20 protein-coding genes and 1 tRNA gene are annotated in these 23488 nt (G+C 38.3%); 12 read left to right on the plus strand and 9 right to left on the minus strand.

What is annotated here, in order from left to right; genetic code table 11:
* Positions 1–137: 137 nt before the first annotated feature.
* On the minus strand, positions 138–1436 hold the full coding sequence (locus tag OQ267_RS20620; protein ID WP_265837842.1) for a DEAD/DEAH box helicase: 1299 nt from the start codon (positions 1434–1436) through the stop codon (positions 138–140).
* A gap of 337 nt (positions 1437–1773) precedes the next feature.
* On the opposite strand from OQ267_RS20620, the gene OQ267_RS20625 reads away from it, so the two are divergent.
* The 4 genes from OQ267_RS20625 (at position 1774) to OQ267_RS22605 (ending at position 3650) form a co-directional block, all read left to right on the plus strand.
* Positions 1774–1935, plus strand: coding sequence for a hypothetical protein (locus OQ267_RS20625; protein WP_265837843.1), 162 nt, complete (start codon positions 1774–1776; stop codon positions 1933–1935).
* Positions 1936–1942: 7 nt separating this feature from the next.
* Positions 1943–2014 (plus strand) — tRNA-Met (locus OQ267_RS20630).
* 421 nt (positions 2015–2435) lie between these two features.
* Complete coding sequence (locus OQ267_RS20635; protein WP_265837844.1) at positions 2436–3458, plus strand: S66 peptidase family protein; 1023 nt, start codon at positions 2436–2438, stop codon at positions 3456–3458.
* Positions 3459–3494: 36 nt separating this feature from the next.
* The gene (locus tag OQ267_RS22605; protein ID WP_416348675.1) at positions 3495–3650 is read left to right on the plus strand and encodes a DUF2683 family protein; all 156 of its coding nucleotides are present in this window, start codon (positions 3495–3497) and stop codon (positions 3648–3650) included.
* A 143-nt stretch (positions 3651–3793) separates the two neighbouring features.
* Here OQ267_RS22605 and OQ267_RS20640 read toward each other — a convergent pair whose 3' ends face one another.
* Together OQ267_RS20640 and OQ267_RS20645 are read right to left on the minus strand one after the other, a co-directional pair.
* Positions 3794–5110: a nicotinamide mononucleotide adenylyltransferase gene (locus tag OQ267_RS20640; protein ID WP_265837845.1), complete on the minus strand. Its 1317-nt coding sequence runs from the start codon at positions 5108–5110 to the stop codon at positions 3794–3796.
* 176 nt (positions 5111–5286) lie between these two features.
* On the minus strand, positions 5287–5721 hold the full coding sequence (locus OQ267_RS20645) for an Hsp20/alpha crystallin family protein (RefSeq protein ID WP_265837847.1): 435 nt from the start codon (positions 5719–5721) through the stop codon (positions 5287–5289).
* 67 nt (positions 5722–5788) lie between these two features.
* On the opposite strand from OQ267_RS20645, the gene OQ267_RS20650 reads away from it, so the two are divergent.
* Positions 5789–6274 carry an acyl-CoA thioesterase gene (locus tag OQ267_RS20650; RefSeq protein WP_265837848.1) on the plus strand — a complete coding sequence of 162 codons (486 nt, stop codon included), beginning with the start codon at positions 5789–5791 and terminating at the stop codon, positions 6272–6274.
* 91 nt (positions 6275–6365) lie between these two features.
* Here the strand turns inward: OQ267_RS20650 and OQ267_RS20655 are convergent, their stop codons facing one another.
* Complete coding sequence (locus tag OQ267_RS20655; RefSeq protein ID WP_265837850.1) at positions 6366–7769, minus strand: FAD-binding oxidoreductase; 1404 nt, start codon at positions 7767–7769, stop codon at positions 6366–6368.
* 1 nt (position 7770) lies between these two features.
* Positions 7771–8139, minus strand: coding sequence for a dihydroneopterin aldolase (gene folB, locus OQ267_RS20660; RefSeq protein WP_088302617.1), 369 nt, complete (start codon positions 8137–8139; stop codon positions 7771–7773).
* A 112-nt stretch (positions 8140–8251) separates the two neighbouring features.
* Here folB and OQ267_RS20665 point away from each other — a divergent pair, with 112 nt between their 5' ends.
* The 4 genes from OQ267_RS20665 (at position 8252) to OQ267_RS20680 (ending at position 10528) form a co-directional block, all read left to right on the plus strand.
* Entirely contained in the window at positions 8252–9442 is a 1191-nt protein-coding gene (locus OQ267_RS20665) for an acyl-CoA dehydrogenase family protein (RefSeq protein ID WP_088302620.1), read from the plus strand.
* Positions 9443–9465: 23 nt separating this feature from the next.
* Positions 9466–9846, plus strand: a complete 381-nt coding sequence (locus OQ267_RS20670; protein WP_088302622.1) for an SRPBCC domain-containing protein — start codon at positions 9466–9468, stop codon at positions 9844–9846.
* A 48-nt stretch (positions 9847–9894) separates the two neighbouring features.
* Positions 9895–10110: a hypothetical protein gene (locus tag OQ267_RS20675; protein WP_265817883.1), complete on the plus strand. Its 216-nt coding sequence runs from the start codon at positions 9895–9897 to the stop codon at positions 10108–10110.
* 226 nt (positions 10111–10336) lie between these two features.
* Positions 10337–10528: a pinensin family lanthipeptide gene (locus OQ267_RS20680; protein WP_088302624.1), complete on the plus strand. Its 192-nt coding sequence runs from the start codon at positions 10337–10339 to the stop codon at positions 10526–10528.
* A gap of 40 nt (positions 10529–10568) precedes the next feature.
* Here OQ267_RS20680 and OQ267_RS20685 read toward each other — a convergent pair whose 3' ends face one another.
* From OQ267_RS20685 to OQ267_RS20700, 4 genes are read right to left on the minus strand one after another with little or no spacing between them, the layout of a single operon-like run.
* Complete coding sequence (locus OQ267_RS20685) at positions 10569–12464, minus strand: lanthionine synthetase LanC family protein (protein ID WP_265837853.1); 1896 nt, start codon at positions 12462–12464, stop codon at positions 10569–10571.
* A gap of 5 nt (positions 12465–12469) precedes the next feature.
* On the minus strand, positions 12470–13351 hold the full coding sequence (locus OQ267_RS20690; RefSeq protein WP_265837855.1) for a thiopeptide-type bacteriocin biosynthesis protein: 882 nt from the start codon (positions 13349–13351) through the stop codon (positions 12470–12472).
* Positions 13344–16016, minus strand: a complete 2673-nt coding sequence (locus OQ267_RS20695; protein ID WP_265837857.1) for a lantibiotic dehydratase — start codon at positions 16014–16016, stop codon at positions 13344–13346. The genes OQ267_RS20690 and OQ267_RS20695 overlap by 8 nt, the downstream gene beginning before the upstream one ends.
* Positions 16017–16041: 25 nt before the next feature.
* Positions 16042–18243, minus strand: a complete 2202-nt coding sequence (locus tag OQ267_RS20700; protein ID WP_265837859.1) for a peptidase domain-containing ABC transporter — start codon at positions 18241–18243, stop codon at positions 16042–16044.
* Between the two features lie 87 nt (positions 18244–18330).
* On the opposite strand from OQ267_RS20700, the gene OQ267_RS20705 reads away from it, so the two are divergent.
* The 3 genes from OQ267_RS20705 to OQ267_RS20715 are packed head-to-tail and all read left to right on the plus strand — an operon-like array spanning position 18331 to position 23472.
* Positions 18331–19776: an ABC transporter permease subunit gene (locus OQ267_RS20705; RefSeq protein WP_265837860.1), complete on the plus strand. Its 1446-nt coding sequence runs from the start codon at positions 18331–18333 to the stop codon at positions 19774–19776.
* Positions 19763–21187, plus strand: coding sequence for an ABC transporter permease (locus OQ267_RS20710; protein ID WP_265837862.1), 1425 nt, complete (start codon positions 19763–19765; stop codon positions 21185–21187). Before OQ267_RS20705 ends, OQ267_RS20710 begins: the two co-directional genes overlap by 14 nt.
* 32 nt (positions 21188–21219) lie before the next feature.
* The gene (locus tag OQ267_RS20715; RefSeq protein WP_265837864.1) at positions 21220–23472 is read left to right on the plus strand and encodes a TonB-dependent siderophore receptor; all 2253 of its coding nucleotides are present in this window, start codon (positions 21220–21222) and stop codon (positions 23470–23472) included.
* Positions 23473–23488: the final 16 nt, after the last annotated feature.

The following is a 23488-nucleotide window of genomic DNA, read 5'->3' on the forward strand; positions in this document are numbered from 1 at the left end:
TGCGACTGGTCGTCAGGAAAACCGTCGTGTAGAATTTACATTATACTAGTCAACAGTAAAATGAAATAGAAAAGCCCCGATGAAAATCGGGGCTTTTTGTGTTTTAAACTTTTCGCCATCTCACTGGCCATGGCCAATTAAGATAATCCCTTTTTATTTTTGTAGGTCATTTTAGCTTTAGTACCTGCGCTATAGTTGTAGTTTTTTAGGTTACTCGCTTTCTTTTCGTGAAATGCAGCGCCTCGTTCAGACTGCTCTTCTTCATCATCCCCCTTCTTTTTCTTCGGTTTGGTGGTGGGATCAACTATTTTCAAATCTTCCGGTAATTCCATGACATCCATCCGCTGGCCAATGGCCTGCTCAATCTTTTTTACTTCACTCAGTTCAATATCTGTTGAGAAAGTAATGGCAACCACTTCTTCATCTTCATGCTTAATGATCCGCTGGATTAAGGTTTCCTTTTGCTCCGGTAATTCAAAATGAATAATAAAAGGAATACCTTGAATATCAATACTATCCAGATTTTCGTTAGCTACGATGAGTACTCTTGAATTTGGGTTGGACTTAAAATCTTCAATATCATCATAACCCTTATCATCAAAAAACAGTGACCGGTAAATCGCATATTCCTCATCATTGGCATGATTGAAGTTTTTGTAAACGGTTTGTGCTGTTAATCGCGTATTAACAAATACCACTACTTTATCAAAAAACTCAGTATCGTTCATTAACAGGGTTAACAAATTCAGTTTCGTTCTAAAATTAGGAACCTGATATAACATTTGCTGATACACCTCTGCCTGCTTTTCGCCGATCTCATCCACTTCAATCGTAGTGGTTGAATCTTTCATGAAAGGTGATATCATATGATTTAATTTTTCATGCATTACCTCTGTAAACACAACATGTTGAGATTTATAAGCACTGTTTGCCAATTCAACAACAGGTAATTGCAAGCCCTTTTTAACAATTAATTCGGCGTTATCAACGATAAATAACTGAATTTTGTTGGTATTAAGTGCAAGTTTGAGGTATAAGGCGCGTGCCCTGTCTGGAACAGCCACGATGATATCACAACCATCAGTGATCTCATTCATTTGTGCATCAACTGCTCCACGGCTATCGATGCCTAAAATTCTGAAAGTTTTATTTCTGTTTAATAAATTAAATTGTTCCAGCACATGATCTACATGTTCAGCATCAGGAACGAGGATTAAAGCTCTTGGTGCTTCTTCAAAAGCATATTTCAACTTCATTAAAGTAGCTAAAACATAAGTTGTTGTTTTCCCCGAACCCTCTGGTCCTACTGCAATAACATCCTGACCACCTAAAATTCTGGACATGGTTTTGACCTGGATTTCTTTTGGCGTTAAAAATCCTGCATCAGTCATGGCAGCAACCAGTGGTTTGCTAAGTTTTAATTTATCTAATGACACGCTTATTATTTTAATGTTTGAAATTGCAAATATCCTTAAAATAATTAGCTTTTCAGAAACTGAATTTAAAGACCCCGAAAGGTATACACTCAAATTATACGAAACTTTAATACTTAATCGCCTTCATTTCAAAGGCATATTGGAATGGCTATCATTAACTTGCCTATTAAATCTATCGAATATTGAAATAATTAAAATTTTATTTATCTGTAAATCAGTAAGTTAATTAAACACAACTACAAAAGACTATAAAATCTATAGATATTATATACTAATTTTTATATTTGCATATATAATCATTAACTAAACAAGTGTTAAACCATTAAAAACTCAAGTGATGTCTGTTTATTTTCAATATCCTGCCATAGCTGAATATCCAAACTTGATTGAGGTCATAACTTCTCAAGTGAAAGATCAGAAAAAAATAAAAGATGAAGATACTTTAAATGATGAACAGGTAAAAGAACTGAGTGATTTTTTAGCGCTTAAATCAGTTTAATAAATACGGCCAGTTGACCGATTGGAAGGTTGGGGTTTCATAAACCCATGTACAATGGTTCGAATCCATTACTAGGCCGCTAAGTGTATCTCAAGCACTTAAAACCTGATTATGCTCAAATCAGGCAAGATTTGGTTATCTTATATTTGTTTTGTTGTTAGCAAAGGCTATTCGCGATGGATAGCCTTAACTTTTTTAAAGAAATTCAGCTAGATGATGTAAATACCTTGACCTTAAGGTTTCATTTTGAATAAAAAGATTTCAGGATAGTTTTATTGAGAAGTAAATCCTTTATTTCTTCTGGTTGTAAAATCTAAAATATTTTTTTTAAGGCAAAACATTTTATTTTATTCATGGTTATCTATATAATTCACATTATACTAATCTATTACAGATTAATTTGTTTGGTTTAAAAAAGGGATTTATGGATATGAATCCCTTTTCTTTTGTGCAAATTTTTAAAGGCTTATATTCGTTGTACGAAATCAATTCCCATAATTGTGAACAGAAAACATTTTCTTTCTTCATTTATTGCTGCTGCAACGGTCATGCCTGCATTTAAAACATTAGCTAAAACAGTTGCAAATGAAGGTTCATCTTTTAAAATTCCACCGTATCTAAAACAAGGTGACATGATCGGTATCACCAGTCCTGCAGGTTATATCAATGCTGAACAAATTCAGCCATCAGTTCTGCTTATGCAAAGCTGGGGGTTCCAGATTAAAATTGGCGAAACTATTGGGAAACGTGATTTTACCTATGGCGGAACTGATAAAGAAAGGTTAGCTGATTTTCAAAAAATGCTCGATGATCCAGGTATTAAGGCCATTATGTGTGCCCGTGGAGGTTATGGTTTTATCCGGATTATTGATCAGCTTGATTTTTCATCATTTAAGAAATGGCCTAAATGGATTATCGGCTTTAGCGATATCACTGTGCTGCATTGCCATCTGACTAAGAATTATGGCATTGCCTCAATTCATGCGAAAATGTGCAACAGTTTCCCGGATAACTGGGCAAAGGCCGAACCCATTCAGATTGAAACCATTTTATCCATAAAAAGTGCATTAACGGGTGAGCAAATGGGTTATGCTGCCCCGGCTAATTCAAACAATCGGTTAGGAAAGGTTGATGGAATTTTAGTCGGCGGTAATTTAAGCATCATTGAAACATTGGCCGGAACTGATTCTGATTTAGATACCAAAGATAAAATGCTGTTTATTGAAGATACGGGCGAGTACCTTTACAGCATTGACCGGATGCTTTGGAATTTAAAAAGAAGTGGTAAACTGAAAAATTTAAAAGCGCTCATTATCGGTGGCTTTAAAGTTAAACCTGATGATGCAGACGAAGAGTTTGGTAAAACCATCTACGAAATTGTTCTTGAGAAAGTTACAGAATACAAATACCCTATTGCTTTTGATTTCCCTGTTGGTCACCAGCGAAATAATTATGCGCTAAAATGCGGTGTAAATCATGTGTTAGAAGTGAACGAGCTTGGCTCAGTATTAAGAACAGTTTAACTCAACTCTTGGCATCTGAATTTGTTAAGATATCAAATGAGCATATTTAAGATTGAATTTTGTTTAAATGTTCCTTTTCAAAAGAAAGATGAAAGCCCTTATAATCCCGAATTCGTAGCAAAAATAAAAGCAAGTATGAAAAGTGCTGAAAAAGGCAATGTTATCAGGATTAAAGATTCCAAAAATATATGAGGAATATTTTATAGCAGTTGAAAAACAAGCCAAAGAAAGATTTGGAAGTTCAATTTAAATCTGGCGACAAAGCACCTATTAAAAGAATACATCCTTACCGTTACTATTGTCTCTGGTCTAGGTCATTATGGCGATAAATAATGCTAAACCGTTTTCACTTCATCTTCTGCATAATCTTCAATGTCTGTGATATAATTGTTAATCAGCAGGAAATCAAATAAAGGCTTCGCTTCTGGAGTAACAGGCATATTGGAAGTAGTAACCACCTCATTTGTCTTTTTATCAAGATAAGGATAAGCAAATAACCGGACATTCGTATTAAACATATCATTCACGTAGCTTAAAAGCTGACCGGAATAATTCTCGCCTTTAAAATTAGTGGAGTTAAATACAAATTTCAGGTTGTTAATGTTTGTTGCTAAACCTACGCTTTTGGGTTTACACCGGGCCAGGTATTTGGCTAAACGATTGTGCCTGGTAAAGTTGGATACAATCACAATATTACCCGTATCGCACATTTCCTGCGCACGTTTAGCCACTGATTCCAGGTCAATATCATCAGGTGTTTCCTGTTCATCAGTTAAAACATTGGTTAATAAAACTTCAATCATCACCGCGAGATTCCCCTCCTCTACCTGATTGGTACGTTTAAACTGATCGGTGGCCTTATTAAACAGATTGAAGTTTGGCAATGATTTCTGGCCGTATTTGGTTCTCAAAATCATGATATCCTTCTTATATAATAAATCCTTAGCCTGGCGGGGATGTGCATCAGCATCAAAAATGGCTGCTGCTGAAAAATCTTTCATAATCATGTAAAGATTAAGCAAGATATTATCTACTTCAGGAAAGGCGGGGCCTTTAACGGAAATTAAATCTATTTCTACCGAGCCTATGGTAAGGTTATCCGCTAAAGATTCAACCATTAACTTCGGATCCTGATAATGATAAAAAGCAGCGTAAAGCAAATTCACCCCAATAATTCCCAGTACACGTTGCTGCATATTAACATCTGTATCCAGCAATCGGACGTGAAAGAATATTTCATTTGGCAAACCTCCGGGTTCATTCTGAAAGCGAATACCCACCCATCCGTGAGGTTCATTCGTACGTTTATAATTGAGCGTGGTTACCGTATCGGCAAAGGCAAAGAAGGTTCTGCTTTCATATTTCTCACCAGATAGCCGCTCATTCAATAAACCAAATTCATGATCAAGCATCTGAAGGAGCCTGTTCTGGGAAACATATCGTCCGTTTGATTCTGCACCATAAATGGCATCACTAAAAGTCATGTCATAAGCCGACATGGTTTTGGCTACTGTTCCGGATGCTGCACCGGCGTTAAAGAAGTTCCTGGAAACTTCCTGTCCGGCACCGATCTCGGCGAAGGTACCGTAAATTCTGGGATCGAGGTTTATTTTTAATGCTTTACGTTTAGTATCCAGGATTTCTCTTGCCATGGCGCAAAAATAATAAAAATCATTAGTTCATTGGTATTATTGGCCTATTTGTTTAATTACGGTTCATAATGAACTTTTCTATAATCTATATCCTAAAATAAAATAAGGTTAGCACCATCCGGTACTAACCTTATAAAACCTAAACTATGATGAATCCTTTTCAGGAATTCTAGATATTATGATACTACAATTTCCCTGTGTTTCAATTTAGCATCATCCTTTTTACTGATGTTGATGTTTAAAATTCCATCTTTATATTCAGCACTGATGTTATCACCATCTGCAGTATCTGGCAAATTAAATGAGCGTGCAAATGAGCTGTAGTCAAATTCTCTACGGGTAAAATCTTTGGCTACCTGGGTTTCGTCCTTTTTAACTTCTGCCCAAACAGAAAGTGTGTCTTTTTTCAGGTTGATCTGAAAATCTTCTTTTTTTAATCCCGGCGCAGCCAATTCAATTACATAAGCCATTTCATTTTCGTAAATATTGACGTTTGGTGACTGGCTGATCATTTTGTTTTTAGTTACAGCGTCGCTAAACAATGAATCAAAAACATTGTTAAAGTAAGGAGCTGTGTTGCGGGTTCTGTTGTTAAAATTTACAAGTGTCATATCTCTAATTGTTATTTTTTTAATTGATATTAACCCTTATTCAACTTATATACCAAACCAAAATTTTATGATTTTAAAGACATTATGGCAAAAATTTACAAACAACAAAGACAAATTGTCAGAAATAAGATCTTTTTCAGACAAATTCAACTATAAAACTAATATTCACTTGCGGTTTATAGACTTTGATATGATGGGCCATGTAAATAATTCTGTATACTTTACTTACCTGGAAATAGCCAGAACCAAGTATTGGGAAGAGATTGTAAAATGGGATTGGAAGAAAACAGGAATTGTAATCGCTCATGCTGAACTGGATTATATTTTACCAATTGTCATGCATGATAAAATTGCAGTTCATGTTAAAACTTCGAGGATTGGACTAACCAGTTTCGATTTGGAATATCAAATTGTAAAACTTAAGGGCACTGAAGAAATAATTTGCAGTAAAGGCAAAACGGTTTGTATTGCGGTTGACTATAATACCAAAAGACCGACAACCATACCTGAAGCTGAAAAACAAAAGATGCTGGGGTTTGAGCAGTTAACTTAAAAGTAAGTCGTTGTGCTGAATTTTGTTTCAGCATCTTAATGATGATAAAACATATTAAGCCCCTGAATCAAGTTCAGGGTGACGAACTACATTAATCTGGCATAATCTTTCCGGGATTTAAAATTCCATTCGGATCAAAAACACTTTTAATACCCCGCATCAGGTTTAAATGAATTTCAGAATATTTGATGGGCATAAATTCTTTTTGAACCAAGCCAATTCCATGTTCACCGGATAATGTTCCGCCTAAAGCTGTTGTCAATTCAAAAATTTCAGTAATACCAAATTTCAGTTTATCTTTCCAGTCTTCATCGCTCATCCCAGCTTTAATAATATTCACGTGCAGGTTTCCATCGCCGGCATGACCATAACAAACGCTTTCGAAGCCATATTTAGAACCAATTTCTTTAATTCCGCTGATTAATTTTGGTAATGCTGCACGAGGAACGACCGTATCTTCTTCTTTATAAACAGAATTGGCCTTAACCGATTCAGCCATTGTTCTGCGCATCCGCCACAATTCTTCCTTTTGAGCTGCAGTATCTGCAAATAATACTTCAGTACAATTGTGTTCTTCCAAAACGATGTTTGCTTTCTCACAATTCTTAAAAATATCATCCAAATCATCGCCATCAAACTCAATCATTAATAAGGCGGCCACTTCATCTTTCAAATCAAATTTGATATCGTCAAATTGAATTACCCACTCCACTCCTTTCCGTTCCATAAATTCCAGGGCCGATGGCGTAATTCCAGCTCTAAAAATGGCCGAAACCGCTGCACAGGCATCCTCATTGGTACTGAAAGATCCCATCATTAAAACAGACTGACCAGGTTTTGGTAAAAGCTTGGTCACGATTTTGGTTACCACCCCCAAAGTACCTTCTGATCCAATCATAAGTTGCGTCAGGTTATAGCCTGATGCATATTTTAACGTATTGGCACCTGTCCAGATGATGTCTCCATTAGGCAAAACCACTTCCAGGTTTAAAATGTATTCACGGATGGTTCCGTATTTTACTACCCTTGGTCCGCCAGAACCATGTGCCACATTTCCTCCAATAAAGCAAGAACCTTTACTACTCGGGTCTACCGGATAAAGCAATCCCTGTTCTGCTACTGCATTAATAAAATCTTCTGTAATCACACCAGGTTCAACTGTTGCCTGCAAGTTTTCAGTATCGATATTGATGATAGATTTAAACTTTTCCATGGATAAGGAAATACCACCAAAAATCGGCAGAGCAGCACCGCTTAAGCCCGTTCCCCCACCTCGTGGCGTTACCGGAACATGATGGTGGTTACAGATCTTGAGCAAAGCAGACACTTCTTCGGGAGAGGTTGGCTTTACCACCACCTCCGGTTGAAAATGTAAATCTTCCGTTTCATCATGACTGTATTGATTTAAACTTTCTGCATCAGTAAAAACCTTTTCATCACCCAGGGCTGATTTAATTTCAGCTAAAATTGCGGCATTTATTTTGGTAAAAATCATTTTATCGGGCTGAATTATAGGATAACTGTACAAAAGAATGCCCAATTTGTCCGGGCATTGGCGGGTTTAATTTTTTTACACTCACACTTACATGTTGCACAAAGGGATAAATATCGATCACTTTGGAAATAATATTTTTTAAAACCGTTTCCAGAAGCTTTTGCGTATTTTTCATTTCATTCAAAACAATAGTATTTAAATCTTCATAGTTAACGGTTTGAGCAAGTTCATCATCAAAGCCCTGAGGTGTAAATTCCGTTTCCAGATCGATTATAAAATGATTTCCGGTTAACTGTTCTTCCGGATAATAACCGTGCAGCGCAAAGCATTTGATATCTTTTAGGGCAACGGTTTGTTTGAATTGATTCATGTATGTTTTGTATGCTGCAAAATTAAATTTTTATTCATGAATATCACGCCCCTTACCGTAAATTGTTACCTTTGAAAGGAAAGCTATTTCTTAACCAGCGTATAAGAATGATATGAGCAAATCAGCAAAAAAAGACCTTTATGAGGCACCAGATTACTATTTATTGGATGAATTATTAACCGACGAACATAAATTAATTCGTTCTACCGCAAGGGAATGGGTAAAAAAGGAAGTCAGTCCGATCATAGAAGATTATGCGCAACGGGCAGAATTTCCTAAACATTTAATTAAAGGTTTAGCAGAAATCGGTGCATTCGGACCAACTATTCCGGTGGAATATGGCGGCGCAGGTTTGGATTATACCGCTTATGGAATCCTGATGCAGGAAATTGAACGTGGCGACTCCGGGATTCGCTCTACGGCCTCCGTTCAGGGTTCTTTGGTGATGTATCCGATTTATGCTTATGGAACTGAGGAACAGCGTAAAAAATATCTTCCAAAATTAGCCAGTGGTGAAATGATGGGCTGTTTTGGATTAACTGAACCCGATCATGGTTCAAACCCTGGCGGGATGGTAACGAATATTAAAGATGCCGGCACTCATTATATATTAAATGGTGCTAAAATGTGGATCAGTAATGCGCCCTTTGCGGATATTGCTGTGGTTTGGGCTAAAGATGAGGCTGGTAAAATTCGTGGGATGGTTGTAGAGCGAGGAATGGAGGGATTTTCTACACCCGAAACGCACAACAAATGGAGCTTACGTGCATCTGCAACAGGCGAACTTGTTTTCGATAATGTTCAGATTCCGAAAGAAAATGTTTTTCCGGAAATCAGTGGATTAAAAGGACCATTAGGTTGTTTAAATCAGGCGCGTTATGGCATTGCATGGGGCGCCTTAGGTGCAGCGATGGATTGTTATGATACTGCTTTACGTTACTCAAAGGAGCGTGTTCAGTTCGGAAAACCAATTGGCGGTTTTCAGCTTCAACAAAAGAAACTGGCCGAAATGGTGACTGAAATTACCAAAGGTCAGTTGTTGGTTTGGCGCCTGGGTACGCTAAAAAGCGAAAACCGCGCTACGGCTGAACAAATATCAATGGCTAAACGAAACAGTGTAGAGATTGCATTGGATATTGCCCGCAACGCCCGCCAGATGCTTGGCGGAATGGGCATCACCGGTGAATATTCGATAATGCGTCACATGATGAACCTCGAATCGGTGGTAACCTACGAAGGAACGCATGATATTCACCTACTGATTACAGGAATGGATGTGACCGGATTGAATGCGTTTAAATAACAAAAGATTTAAAAATTAAGTTAATGAAAGATTTTAAAAAATATACCTACATACCTGCAACACCTGAAGAAGTTTATTTAGCACTGACCAAAGATATCAGCATTAAGCTCTGGACTGGTGCTGAAGTAGAATTTGAGGAAAAACCAGACACCGAATTTTCTTTCTGGGATGGTGATATCGTTGGTAAAAACCTGGAATTTGAAACCAATAAAAGAATTGTGCAACAATGGTATTTCGGCGAAGATGCTGAACCTTCCATTGTAACCATCAAACTTCATGAAGACAAAAAAGGTACTTCTTTAGAGTTTAAGCAGACCAATATCCCAGATGCGGATTATAAAGACTTTACCGAAGGAATAGATGAATATTTTCTTGGCGGTCTGGTAGATTTCTTTGACGAATAAAACATAAAGTTAAGCGGGCTGTTTAGTTTTTAACCAATTTATAACGTCATGAACAGAACTGTTGGACTCATATTAATCATTGCTGGCATTGCCATGCTGATCTGGACCGGCTTCTCCTATACTAAAAAAGAAAAGATAGTGGATGCGGGTCCAATTCAAATTTCTGCAGACAGACAAAAGTCTGTGAACTGGCCTCCTTACGCAGGTGGTATTATTTTAGTGGCTGGTGTTATTGTATTCATCGCATCTGGAAAGCGAAAATAGCTTGCCTTTCTTCTTGATCTCTTCATTTTCTTCCTGTCTCCTATTAAGCAAATGCGTTACGTTTGTAACAAATCTGGTCGGCTTATATTTTATTGCAACAATGTAGCGATAAATAGATTTTTTATTTTGCAACATAGTTGCAATTGTATATCTTAGTGCTGTTGCAACCGGGGATAAGCCGAAACCCCGTAACCACCAGTAGGCATCATATTTAATCACTTATGTTATGAAAAATCAATCAGAAAAAATCACATTGAGCTTAGAAGACCTTCAGTTAGAAAGTTTTGTAACCAGTATTGACAGTGAAGTTGCGATGCGTTTATCAGGTGGTTTAGGTAATGTATCAGAACCTACGCACACAGAACAAACAGATGACCATCATACCCCACCGGTAAGATGCACCACGGTAATCTGCTAGTTAATTAATTCAATTTCAAGGCGCCAATTTGGCGCCTTGTTTATTCTTCAACACATAAAAAGCCACTCTTTATCAACAGGCGGATTTGCAACACAATTTTTTGATTGATTTGTTCCTTTTCAGTAGCCGGCTTAAAATATTCGCTGGTAATTTTATCAATTAATTTGCCTATTTTCATTTTACCATTGATCAAAGATTTAACGATGATGGCTGGAAAAATTCCGATTTTAATTTCTTCTACACCACTTTCATGGCTATATAAAAGAAGCTTATTGCCGTTTTCATCTTCTCCAAAATATTGTACATGATCATTCAGTTTTAAACTCAGCGCAATGAAATCGGAATCTGATTTTTGACTGGCACTTTCTGCATTTTTTTTGAGGTAAATGTTTCGTTGCTGATAACTAAAATAACCTTTATGAAGTTTCCATAGCTTCAACAGCTCTGATTCCAACCGGAATGATTGCATAATTGCTTCATGCGCTCCCTCTATCTGGCTGATTCTGACAGATAACACCTCACTAAACTCATCAATATTCTTTACTTCATACAGTGCACCAATGCTGACACCTAACAGATCAAGTTTTCCAATAGTTTTTTTGAAGTATGATGAAAAAATCTTCCGTTTAATATCAACCGTTGAGAACCTTCCTTCCAGATTGATTGTTTTTGCAGGTTTGGGTAAAGCTGGTTTTGCCACTGAATCGGATTGATCGCCAGCTATCAGCTGTAAAAGCATATAACCTACACCTGCTTTTCCGGAGAAAAGGCCATAATCATCGGCTCCGCATGATAGGTATTCGCTGTAGCTGTTTGTTTTTCGATATTGTTTAATGGCTCCGTCAATCGCATTACAAATATGATCAGCTATTCCGTCTCTGTCCTTATTGTACATCAAAAACGGAATCATTCCGGTATAGCCGCTTACCAAAGTGAAATCTGGCCGGGGTTTTTTTTGAAGATCTGATAAACATTTTTCAAGTGCCCGGTTACACTGCTTAGAATAGATGTTTTTTTGAGTGAGCGCATATGCAAGACTCCTTGATAAACCCACTCCTGCCGCGCCATGTGCCCAGGCATTTGCCCCTGCCATATCTGAAATAAAAGTTTCCAGTTGCCAGAGATGTGCGTCTGGTTTTGAAAGTTCATAATTACCCATCCGCAAATCAAGCCAGTTATTCGCCGGGGCATGATAATATTGCATTTCATAAGCCAACGCTTCTTCCGCCAGATACAACAAACCTGGTTCATCGAAATACATGCTCAATTGCATAAGACAATATGCAATACCTGATGCCCCGTGAGAAAACCCGGTCATGCTATCGTATGCCTTTTTCGATTGATGATAATCCCATTTCAAACCCATCTCTGATACCCGTGCTTCCTGAATCAACCGGTCTAAGAGCAAACGGATCAATTGTAAAACTTGTTCATTTTGGCTGTGGTGATAAAGTAGAGTGAATACCAGCAAATTACCTGTATAGCCACTTAATAAATCGGCTTTCAGTAATTTCGTACTGAATTGGTTCTGGTTGGACAATGTTAAAAGCAATGCATTATCCAGGTATTTCTGAATTCCTGTTACCTCATAAATTTTTAAATTTGTATAAATCACTCCACCAAGGCCAGTGTAGAATGCAAAAAAACTGGGTTTGAGAATGGCCTCAGATTTCATCATTCTGCTCATCATTTTATCAATTAAACTGATGTGCGTTTCGCTTTGATCAAAGCGATAAAGTTCAAGAAAGAATAAGGCAATGCCGCAATTGCCATTAAAAATATCATAGCTTTCCTGGAAGGCATATTCATCTGGATTGATGTAATAAGGCGTTGGCCACCAGGCTTCATCTGCTGTTTCTTTTTTATTTAAGCGCAAATCATTTTTTATTTCATGAAGATGATTGATGAAAACTTCAATCTGAGCAGTTGTAAACATAGATTTTAATTTGAATGATACACTTGGAAAATATATTCGATGCAGGTTTTGATCACATACATCAGGTAAGCTTCTTCCTGATTGGCAATGCCCAGTCGATTATTGGTCATGTGTATCAGGCTTGAAACAATTTCCTTGAACTTAAATTCATCAAATTCTGCTGTTTGGTACTGATCCATAACTTTCTGGCTGCAAGTCATGTATTTTGCTAAACCATTATGGAGATTGTTTGTAGCCAGTTCTTCCCAGAAAGAAGCAGCTGCCAGGCAAACAATTTCTTTTTTTGATAAAAATGCCTGCTCAAATTGGTGAAGCCAAAATGCCTTTTCATGGTCATTAGAAAAATCTGAACGGTAAAGTTTTGGTAACCATCCATTTATAAAAAAATCACATAACCTGATGATTTTGTCAGGCTTTAATCCGGCACAGAATAATAGAACCAGGTGAAGCTTTACCGCCTGTAAAGTAACCTGACTGCTTTTTTCCCTCATCAGTAACCAGTTTAAAACATAGGTAGATGAAGCGGCAAAATGCTGTTCTGCCCAGGCGATACTTTCCCCGTTCCCATAACGGCTGATTTCCTGCTCGTATTCAACGGACAGAACTTTTTCCACCCTGAAAGATGCGCTTTGAAAATGACAAAGATCTTTACATAAAACACTGGTCATCTGTTCATGGTAAAACGGGTTGGCATGAAGCCTCAACCGAATATGACTTCCTCCTTCCCAATAGCGGATAAAGAACCAGGGCGACTCAGTAAAAAAACAAGATTTCCATTGACTGATGAACGGGGCAATGGCCTGTTTCAGAAGCTCATCAGCATTTCCGGTATAATAAATATGCAGACTAAGCCAGGTATAACTGATGGGGTTGATTGTGCTATTCATTATACCACTGCATTAAATACTCTTTAACTCCACTTTCCAGAGGTGCCGGAAGTACCTCTTCTATGGTGATGTTATTTCCGGCTCTTGCTAAAAGTCGTTTAAACATAGACACAAACAGTGGCTTATCTAAAGCTAAATATTGTGGTTTATAGTCATCATGCAAGCCCTCTTTTTTGTTGATTTCGCCATCTACAGCCTTGTTTTGATAAGCACGTTTTCTTAGAAATAAAAAGAATTTTATTGGTATTTTGTGCAATTCGAACCAGTTATGTAAGCGAATAAAATAATCAAAATCCTCCTCCGTTGTTTGCTGAACAGGGATTACAGTAGTTTTTATTCTCCATGTTTTTCTCCTGATAATTACTGTTTCTTCAAATGTGATTCTCGGCAGCAGGTAAACGTCAGGCACTGAATTTGCAAATCTGCCTAGATCATACTGATCTATCAGCTGGATAAAAGGCTGTAATGAAATCCTCGCATCAGGATTAAAGTGGGCCAATAACTGGTATAAGTTGGAACGGTTATAAAAAGATTCCAAACTCAAATCATAACTGTAGAGTTCATGATCATTTAGCCATAGTTTAAGGTTGTTCGTTTCCGAATCAAGGCAAACCCTTAAATCACCAACATTAATTTGCTGATCTGCCGGATAGATATTATTTCCAGAGGGAAGCGTCAGCTCGCGACTGAGCAAAGGAGGGTGAATGTTTGCGTTAAAGGTTGAGGCATCATTTAGTTCAGCTTTAATTACTTCTAGATTTAATGACGCATTCTGAGTAATAAAATCTTCCTGTATTTTTGAATCAAACAAAGACAGAAATCTTCCGCTTACCTTTCCCATCCCAGGTAAAAGCGAATTGATTACCCCATAAAGCTGGTCTTTTTTTTTGCAGGCATAAAATTGTACAAAAGCACCTGCTGATAATATTTTCCCAAGATCCGGTGGAACAGGTAAATCTGCAAAAAAATCAGCACTCAGGTTTAATGTATCATTTAAAATCGTTTGCTGCTCCAGTTTGGCCAGAATAGCTGTTTTCCATGGCATTAGATCTGCAAATGCCTGATCATTCTGATTTATCTGCTCCTTTTCGGGCTTTTTAACATAAAAATAGTAATCCCGGTAAAACTCGGTGATTTTTATCTTTTCATATTTGGGATAGTGCTTGATATAAAAATTGCGCATTTTGATACGCTCTTTTCGCATCACATCCAGCGGCAGCAGAAATTTGGCAAGCGCGTTGGTTTTAGAAGCAAACTCAGCTATCCCTTTTTCGGACAATACTTCAGTTTCACTTGTAAAACAATCTTCAAAAAAAATATTACGTGCCGAGAAATAGTAAGGAATAAAGTTGTTTGTTAAAAAGGCCTCTTGATGTTGAAATTCTTTTTCTCTGATGATTTTTTTCTCCTCAGCACTCGTATAGTATGGTAAGTTTGCTTCCTTTTGTAATGGAAGAAAAGTGCTGTTCACTGCTCTTTCTGCCTGTTGTAAAAGAACATAGCGTTCATCAGTTCCTGCTGCTGAATAACTTTCACGGTGGACTTGCAATATTTCGAAAAGGCTGATTAAGGGCTTTACCAAGTGGTTTTTCTCTGGTACAGATTTAAAAAACGCCAATAGTTTTACGTCCCAGTTTTCATCCATCCCTGTAAAGCCAAAGCCTGTCTCGAACAAGCCGGTGTTGATCAATTTTATAACATAAGCTTTAATGCTTTCGTGGACGGCATTTTCTACGTGTTCTGACAGATATTTGATTAATTCTGCTAAAGTAACTGATTGGTGGTTTTGATGAAAATAATTGACAATCAACAGCTGCAGGCCATTTGCAGGCAATTGTTGAAAGGATTCAATGTTGTTGAAATTAGTCAGGAATTGTATTTTATCACCTTTGATTTCTGCTGTGATATTAATTTTAAGCAATAAATATTCATTCAATACCGGATGCTGCCTCAGTATGGATCGTAAGTATTCGAAGAGAATATTGTTCAGCTTCAGCTTACTCTGAACTTTAGGATTTTTATTTGGATGGTTTACCGGGTGAGTACTGGTAGTCATCACGCCAGTAAAGGTAAAACTGCTAAATGGCGACGTTTTGAAAGCCATCCGGCTGAGATACCGCAATACACTAAATTCCATTCGCAGCTCTTTTTGCTTAAAATTTTCCGGGTCTTTTGTGACAAAGTTTTTCAGTTGGGTATAAAGCACCGGGCTGGATAACATTAAGCCATTTTGCAACGCAGGGTTTAGTGCCATTTGCTGAACAATTTTTTGATGTAATACTAATTCGTGGTTAAATAGCTTCTTGTTTACCTCAGAAAAACTGTTAATCAGGGTTTCGTTTAAGAGGTAAGCTTCAAAAGATTCAGATAATGACTTAGAATTCAATCCTTTAATAAGAGTCGATTGTTCTGCATCTACCCGCTTGTCATTAAATATTTTTCTTTTAAGATTAATTAACTGTTGCCTCAATTGATCATCGGTTTGTTCACTGATGATCGGAAATAAGGCATCACATAGAGTATTTTTTAATTCTTCCCTTTTTTTGAGGTGGTCACGGTGTGTTTCTATCAACTTTTCGCCCTGATGAAATGTAAGCTGATTGAATACATTGTGGTTAAGATTCGCATATCGAACTAAGGAATAAGGGAAAATTCTGACTGACATAAGATGGTTATAGGTTAATGGAAGATCATTGGCCGAGTTCAAGCTGATTTTTGATCAGGTGGTAATAGTGTCCTTTGATTTGAAGTAGTTGCTGATGTGTACCAACTTCTCTAATTTCACCTTGCTGAAGCACCACAATTTGGTCTGCATTTTTTACCGTACTAAGCCTGTGGGCGACAATCAGCACCGTTTTACCCTGAAAAAAAGTGTTGAGATTATTTACGATGGAAAGTTCATTCTGTGCATCTAATGAATTAGTGGCCTCGTCAAGAAAAATGTAATCCGGATTACGGTAAATCATTCTGGCGATTAATAAGCGTTGTTTCTGGCCTTCACTTAAGCCAAATCCATCTCTACCCACAACGGTTTCATAGCCGAAGGGCATTTTCAGAAAAAAAGCATGCATGTTGGCCATTTTAGCTGCCTCATGAAGACGATTAAAATCTTTAACCTCGGCACCAGCAAAAATATTATTGGCGATGGTATCCATAAACACATATCCATCCTGCATCACTACACCGCAATGTTTTCGCCATGATCTGGCATTAATGGCTTCGATTTTTTGCGTGCCAACTTCAATGCTGCCTGCGGAAGAAGCATAAAATTTAAGTAAAAGCTTAATTAATGTTGTCTTCCCGCTGCCACTGGTCCCTACAATAGCTGTTACTTTTCCGGCTGGAATGTTCAAACTGACATTTTTTAATACCTGTGCACTGTGTTTACCCCCGTATTGGAACGATACCTGATTCAGCACAATATCTACCGGCCCATCCCCATTCAATTCCTCATCCACACCAAAATCTTCTTCAGTTTCTTGTTGCACTTCATCTATACGCAATAAACTGAATGCTGCATTTTGCGAAACCCTCGAAAATTCCACCAACTGATTTACTGGAGCATTTAACTGTCCACAGATATAGGTGATGGCCAGCATGCCGCCCAATGTTACCTGGTCATGGATCACCAGCATGGCTGCAGCATAAGTGATCAGCACGTTCTTAACCTCATTAATAAAAGCACCAACTCCCTGCATCCGTTGATCAAGTTGCAATGCTTCAAGTTTGAGATCGAAAGATTGATCTTGTAATCCTTCCCAAAGCTGTTTTTTTTCATCTTCACTCCCCGTTAATTTGATTTCCTGCATGGCATAGAAAATTTCCAGGAGCAGTTGCTGGTTGGCAGAAAGTACCTTAAACTTTTTCTGATCAATCATTTTTCGCTTCTGTTGAAAAGAGTTAGACCAGATTACGCTGATGCCAGCACCGACAATAAACAGCAGAAAAATCTGCCAGTTGTAATGAAGCAAAACGCCACCAAGTACAATTAAGGTAATTGCCGATAAAATAAAATTGATGAGTGAATTGGTCAGGAACTCCTCTATGCGCTGATTATCATTCACACGCTGCATATTATCTCCCGCCTGCCGGTTATCAAAAAATGAAAAGGGCAATTTCATCAGCTTCGCCAGAAAATCTTTCAGCATGGTGATGCTCGTTCGGGCACCAATTCTAAATAACAATCTTCCCCGTACAAAATCCATCAGCATCCGGCCAGAAAAAAGCATGAGCTGTCCTAAACAAATCAGCAATAACAAATTGGTGTTTTTTCCTTGAATGCCCTTGTCTACGATCATTTGGGTTAGCAAAGGAATCACGAGTGAGAAACCACTAGCCAACGCCAAACTCACCGCTATCGGGAACCAGCCTTTCCGGTGTAATTTCAGGTAAGGAACCAGGTTCCACAATGAAGTTTTATGCTCAGGCTTGCTATCCATTTCATGAAATGAACGGGTTGTCTCTAATAACAATACCCGGCCAATCTGTGTATCATCATTAATATTCCAGCCCGATAAAAATGCAGCTGTATCTAATTTTATTTTACTGTTAAGCGCCGGATCTGCAAGATAGACTGATTCATCATTTACTTCATAAACCACCACATAATGTTCTTTTTGCCAGTGCACTATGCAAGGCATGGGCAATCTATTCAGTTTATTAAATTCCAATTCTGCAGCCATGGTTTTGAAGCCAATGTTTTCTGCGGCATCAGTTAAATCAAGCATCGTAGTGCCTTGCTTCCCGATTTTGCAGAGCTTTCTTAAATGCTGCATGGAAAAATTCTTACCATGATAGCCGGCAACCATTTTAAGGCAAACCGGACCACAATCCATGGCATCTGGCTGCTTATAAAAAGGATACTTTCTCCTGCGGATAAAATCTTTAAGCATGATTAATTTCAAAAATTGTAAATGCAATGCAGTTGCAAATATGTAAAATATAATGCAACTTTGGTGCATTATTAAATTAATCTTTGAATGAAAAAAACCAACATTGCCATTTGGCAAATGCTGATAAAAAAAGAGTTATTGGTGATTTACCGGAACAAGACAATGCTCATCTCCACAGTAATGATCTGGACACTTTTTATGGCGGCTGCCATTTGTACATACTTAGATTATCAATCAGCGCACAAACAAAGAATTGAAGCCAACACAATTTTCAGGCAGCAATGGGCGCATCAACAACGCAATCCACATGATGCGGCACACTTTGGCACCTACCTTTTTAAATCGATCAATCTGTTAAATGTATTTGATACCGGATTAGATGATTATGCCGGGAATACCTATCGTATTGAAGCCCATGTGCAACACGAACCTGATGCAGCAAATGCGGAAGGAAATGACAGCTCCATGCGTTTCGGCAGGCTCACACTTGCTTTGATTTTGCAATTGCTCATTCCGCTGCTCATCCTCTTTACCACAGCAACCAGCATAACCATAGAAAAAGAACAGGGTACATTGAAAATGCTGCTGGCTCAGGGATTAAGCACTTCAAGGTTAATATGGGTTAAGGCTATTTCAAGTTATCTTTTCATCATAACAGTGGTTTTGCCAATCTTTTTACTGATGATCATGATGCTATTGATCTCTCCCGGATCTGACGTACTGCTCACCAGATTACTTTGGATGATATTGGCATTTCTATTGTATTTTTTATTCATTGCCTTGCTGGGCATACTGATTTCAGCCTGGAGTGGTAATTCAGGAAAGGCACTTTTAACCGCGTTGAGCTGCTGGATATTAATGAGCATTATTTCGCCGAAATTACTCACCGGAATTGCCGATCGCAGCTATCCGCCAATGTCTCGCGCCGCTTTTACGGACCTTGTTGAACAAGGATACAGAATGGGACTTAACGGCCATGATCCCTATGCAGAACGTGGGGAACGTTTCGTTCATCATATTCTTAAAAATTACCATGCAGACTCCGTTAGCGAGCTTCCTTTTAATATTGAGGGTTTAACTTTTCAATACCATGAGGATTATCGTAATATGGTGTTTAACCATTATCTGGCACAGGTAGCACAACAGTTTGATAAACAACAAAACTTTTTAACGATAGCGGGAGTCTTTAATCCGTTTCTTTCTATCAAACGGATTTCGATGGCCCTCTCTGGTACCGACTATTATCATCATCAGTACTTTTTTAAACAGGCGCAAACTTACCGCAATCATTTAATTAAAAAGCTGAATCTGCAGCTCGCCATGCACAGTAAAGATGTAAAGGGAGAGTATATCCTAGGTCCTAAGTATTTTGCAGGGCTTCAAAACTTTGATGATCAGCTTCCACCTGTCCATAAGGTGATCCAGTTAAACCAGATTGGACTATATGCTATCGCCGGATGGATTCTGCTGCTCGCTGCATTGATCCAGTTTATTGCTTCACGTTCTTTAGCCCGCCATTATGAACCTGCTTAAAATCGTATTTACATTTGAACTGCGCATGCTTCTCAGACAGCGATTGGTATTGTGCTTAATTTCTTTCTTCTTTCTAACCGGTCTTTACAGCATTTATGATGGTTACCATTTAACCACAAAACAACTTACGGCTATAGATAGTCTGGAACAAAATTACGATCAGAAATTTAAGGAACTGGCTAAAAATTTCACCGCAGATACCACTACATCAGCAGGAAAAACCAGCTATGCACAGGCAGGAATTCCAGCTGTGATTGAATACCGGAATCCGCTGAATGCGGTACACAGACCAGCAACACTAACCTCACTATCTGTAGGTCAAAGGGATCTGTTGCCTTATTATGAGGTGATTACCAGAAAACGAAATGTAGTAAATGCACCAAATGCTGAAATTGCAAACCCGGAAATGCTGGCAGCCGGAAACTTTGATCTCGCCTATGTGATCATTTACCTTTTTCCACTATTGGCTATCGCATTGTCATATAATACCTGGTCGAAAGAGAAAGAACAACAAACTGATCGCCTATTGGCTGTTCAGGGAAAGCATCTTGAACACATCATTATTTATAAACTTGGCTTCCGTTTTACCGTGGTGACTTTATTGGCCTGGTTGCTGAGTGCTATCGGAATCATAAGTGATTCGCAGCTCAGCTCTTTTAACCTGACAACTTCCTTATTATGGTTTTTTACCGTTACAGCCTATTTGGCGTTCTGGTTTTCAATCTGTTTAATCCTGATCAAAATCGGTAAAAGTTCTGCTGCGAATGCACTTTACCTACTGGCTGCATGGTGCTTCTTTCTCCTGGTATTGCCTGCCATTACCAATGCCTTCATTCGCCAGGTATATCCTATTCCATTAAAAACGGATGAAGCCGTTGCTTTACGTGAAAACAGTGAAGCCATATGGGCAATGCCAAAACAAGCCCTTATTGATACTTTTTACGCTAATCATCCAAAGTATAATTCCTTAAAAAGCGCTGCGGATACCAGCGAGAATAGCACCGTTCGTTTCAGTGCCTATTATGATCTTCTGGGCAGAAAAATGACTTCGGCGATAGCACAGTACAATCAATATCCGCGAAAGCAAAATTTAATTTCAGCCAAATTAAGCTGGATTAATCCTGCTACGAAAACACAATACCTACTGAATTCAATCGCTGAAAGTGGCCTGACGGATTATTTATCTTATCAAAACCAGGTCAATTGCTTTCAAAAAACATGGGTCGATTTCATGACAGGTTATATTATTCATAATAGAAATTTAAGCCTTGCTGAATTACATCATCTTCCTGAATTTAAAATGAAACCAGCTCCTGGAAAGAACACAAATATCTTAACAGACATCCTTGGTCTGCTGATTATATCTTTCTCTATCCTATTCTTAAGTACAAAAATCAAATTACCATTATAACACAATTTCCATCCATTTAACAAATCACAGAAATGAAGAAAAAACTTTACTTGTTATTAGTCATCCTTATTTACATTCCCCGGCTATTTGCACAACAGCAAGGCAAAACAAAATCAACCTTAGATTCTAACAGAACGCAGCAGTTGAGCGAAATTAGTATTGCCGGAAAAAAAGCAGTAAAATTGCGAAAAGACACTTTATCTGCAGCCTTAAGAATGCAGATTCCGCTGCTTCAGATGCCTCAAAACATAATTAGTATTTCCGCTGCATTGATACAGCAGCAAGGAAGTTTTCAATTAAAAGACATGGCGAGGAATGCCAGTGGAATCTATTTCGGATACAACAGTTCGCCTTTTGACAATTCTGCTTCCATTAAAATCAGAGGATTTAATGCCGCTACAACCATTAACGGGATGCCCAGCCGACTGGTACTTGGTGCAACACTTGATGATGAAGCTTTAATTGAAAATCTGGAATTTATTAAAGGTCCGGCAGGATTTATCAGTGCCGTAGGCGAACCCGGCGGAACCTTAAACATTTCTACCAAAACACCGAAAGAAAAGCTACTGAATGTGCAGCTTACGGGAGGTAATTACAACCTTTTCAGATCTACCGTTGATGTTGGCAGTAAAGTTTTAGATAAAGGTTTCTCTTATCGTTTCAACGCAGCATATCAGCGGCAAAATTCTTATCTGAGCCATATGAAAACGGAGAAATATGTAATTGCTCCGGTAGTTCAGTATAATTTCAGTCCGCGGACTTATGTCATTGCCGAATATAATTACATTCGCGGTGAAGTAAAAAACGGTTCATCAATTAATAAACTTCGCCAGGATAAGGATGTGTTGCAAGATCCGATTGGCGTAAATTACAGCGCAGGTATTGGCCTTCCGTTGAGTGTTGCACAAACACATACGGGCAGATTTGTAGCCGTCCATAAATTCAATTCAAACTGGCAGTTGACTTCCCAGTCTAATTATGTGAAGGCCCCTTCTACGCAATGGTATATGGTTTCATCAAATAACAGAACTTCCATCAGCTTTGATGATGCGGGTAAAACCAAACGGATATCCAGTAATTCTAATTTGTTAGGTGAAACCTATAACACCAACTTATTTCTGAATGGTAAATTTAACACCGGGCAGTTTAAACATACAATCCTGGTTGGTGGCGATTATACTAAAGGAAAAGATTCGCTTTCAACCTATTATGGAACCAATTCCATCGCGTTCGATCGAAATAATCCAAATTATGATGTCGATCCAAATACGGTAGCTGTAACCAAAAGATCCATCAGGCAGGAAAACAAAATTCATTACACGGCGGCGTACGTTTATGATAACATTGCCTTTGATAAATTTCTACTGACTGTTGGAGCGCGGTATACGGAATATAGAAATCAAAATATTTTAACAACCACAAGAGGCCCACGTACGCCTGATCAATACAAGCAACACGCTTTTTCACCCCGTTTAGCCCTGACTTTTACGCCGGATTCTACTTCTTCCATCTACTTTTTGTATGACCAATCTTTTGTTCCGCAAACGGGTCAGGTAGTCACTGAAACCACAGCCAGTGCAACAGCAGGACAGCGGACAGTTACCGGAACGAAACCTATAGACCCTCAATTCGGAAATAGCTTTGATCTTGGTTTTAAGAAAAAATGGTTTAATGGGAAACTGCTGACCACCATAAATGGTTTTCACTCGGCAAAACAAAATGTATCTGCAAGGGATTTCCGAAGTTACACAGCTGCCGCGGGCGCTGTAGCTTATTACCTGCAATTGGGTGAAGTAGTGAGTAACGGGGTTGAAGTTGATGTGATTGGAAACATCACCGATCGGCTTTCATTAGTAGCGAATTACACCTATGTAGATGCAAAAATTACCAAAGACAATAACCTTGATCCTACGCCGGACAATCCTTCAATTGTAGGACAAAAAATGCCCGATGTACCTCAACAAATTTTTAATACCTGGATTCAGTACAGCATTCCATTAAAGGGTTATAATAAAATTGCTCTGAGTGCAGGCCAAACCAGTATTGCAAAGCTCTCTGCAATTAGTCAGCGGGATGTTTTCTTACCTAATTATACCAAGTTTGATGCTGGGGTGAGCTTTACAAATCCGAGGTATTGGGTTAGGGTAATTGCAGATAACCTGGCGAATAAACGTTATATTTCTTCCGGAGATATTACAACTGATTTCCCCTATACCGGAAATAACTATTTCTTTGTGGAAGGAGAACCCTTTAACATCAGGTTTTCTGTTGGCCTTAAATTTTAAAACCAGATAGCCTAAA

The sequence above is a fragment of the Pedobacter sp. MR22-3 genome, assembly GCF_026240075.1.
Taxonomy (GTDB): Bacteria; Bacteroidota; Bacteroidia; order Sphingobacteriales; family Sphingobacteriaceae; genus Pedobacter.

Excerpts from the sequence above, each read along its gene's own strand:
- folB (WP_088302617.1), bottom strand. The coding sequence starts at position 8,139 with ATGAATCAATTCAAACAAACCGTTGCCCTAAAAGATATCAAATGCTTT.
- OQ267_RS20715 (WP_265837864.1), top strand. The coding sequence starts at position 21,220 with ATGAAGAAAAAACTTTACTTGTTATTAGTCATCCTTATTTACATTCCC.
- OQ267_RS20680 (WP_088302624.1), top strand. The coding sequence starts at position 10,337 with ATGAAAAATCAATCAGAAAAAATCACATTGAGCTTAGAAGACCTTCAG.
- OQ267_RS20645 (WP_265837847.1), bottom strand. The coding sequence starts at position 5,721 with ATGACACTTGTAAATTTTAACAACAGAACCCGCAACACAGCTCCTTAC.
- OQ267_RS20670 (WP_088302622.1), top strand. The coding sequence starts at position 9,466 with ATGAAAGATTTTAAAAAATATACCTACATACCTGCAACACCTGAAGAA.
- OQ267_RS22605 (WP_416348675.1), top strand. The coding sequence starts at position 3,495 with ATGAGCATATTTAAGATTGAATTTTGTTTAAATGTTCCTTTTCAAAAG.
- OQ267_RS20700 (WP_265837859.1), bottom strand. The coding sequence starts at position 18,243 with ATGCTTAAAGATTTTATCCGCAGGAGAAAGTATCCTTTTTATAAGCAG.
- OQ267_RS20640 (WP_265837845.1), bottom strand. The coding sequence starts at position 5,110 with ATGGCAAGAGAAATCCTGGATACTAAACGTAAAGCATTAAAAATAAAC.
- OQ267_RS20655 (WP_265837850.1), bottom strand. The coding sequence starts at position 7,769 with ATGATTTTTACCAAAATAAATGCCGCAATTTTAGCTGAAATTAAATCA.
- OQ267_RS20685 (WP_265837853.1), bottom strand. The coding sequence starts at position 12,464 with ATGTTTACAACTGCTCAGATTGAAGTTTTCATCAATCATCTTCATGAA.
- OQ267_RS20710 (WP_265837862.1), top strand. The coding sequence starts at position 19,763 with ATGAACCTGCTTAAAATCGTATTTACATTTGAACTGCGCATGCTTCTC.
- OQ267_RS20695 (WP_265837857.1), bottom strand. The coding sequence starts at position 16,016 with ATGTCAGTCAGAATTTTCCCTTATTCCTTAGTTCGATATGCGAATCTT.
- OQ267_RS20675 (WP_265817883.1), top strand. The coding sequence starts at position 9,895 with ATGAACAGAACTGTTGGACTCATATTAATCATTGCTGGCATTGCCATG.
- OQ267_RS20705 (WP_265837860.1), top strand. The coding sequence starts at position 18,331 with ATGAAAAAAACCAACATTGCCATTTGGCAAATGCTGATAAAAAAAGAG.
- OQ267_RS20650 (WP_265837848.1), top strand. The coding sequence starts at position 5,789 with ATGATTTTAAAGACATTATGGCAAAAATTTACAAACAACAAAGACAAA.
- OQ267_RS20690 (WP_265837855.1), bottom strand. The coding sequence starts at position 13,351 with ATGAATAGCACAATCAACCCCATCAGTTATACCTGGCTTAGTCTGCAT.
- OQ267_RS20625 (WP_265837843.1), top strand. The coding sequence starts at position 1,774 with ATGTCTGTTTATTTTCAATATCCTGCCATAGCTGAATATCCAAACTTG.
- OQ267_RS20665 (WP_088302620.1), top strand. The coding sequence starts at position 8,252 with ATGAGCAAATCAGCAAAAAAAGACCTTTATGAGGCACCAGATTACTAT.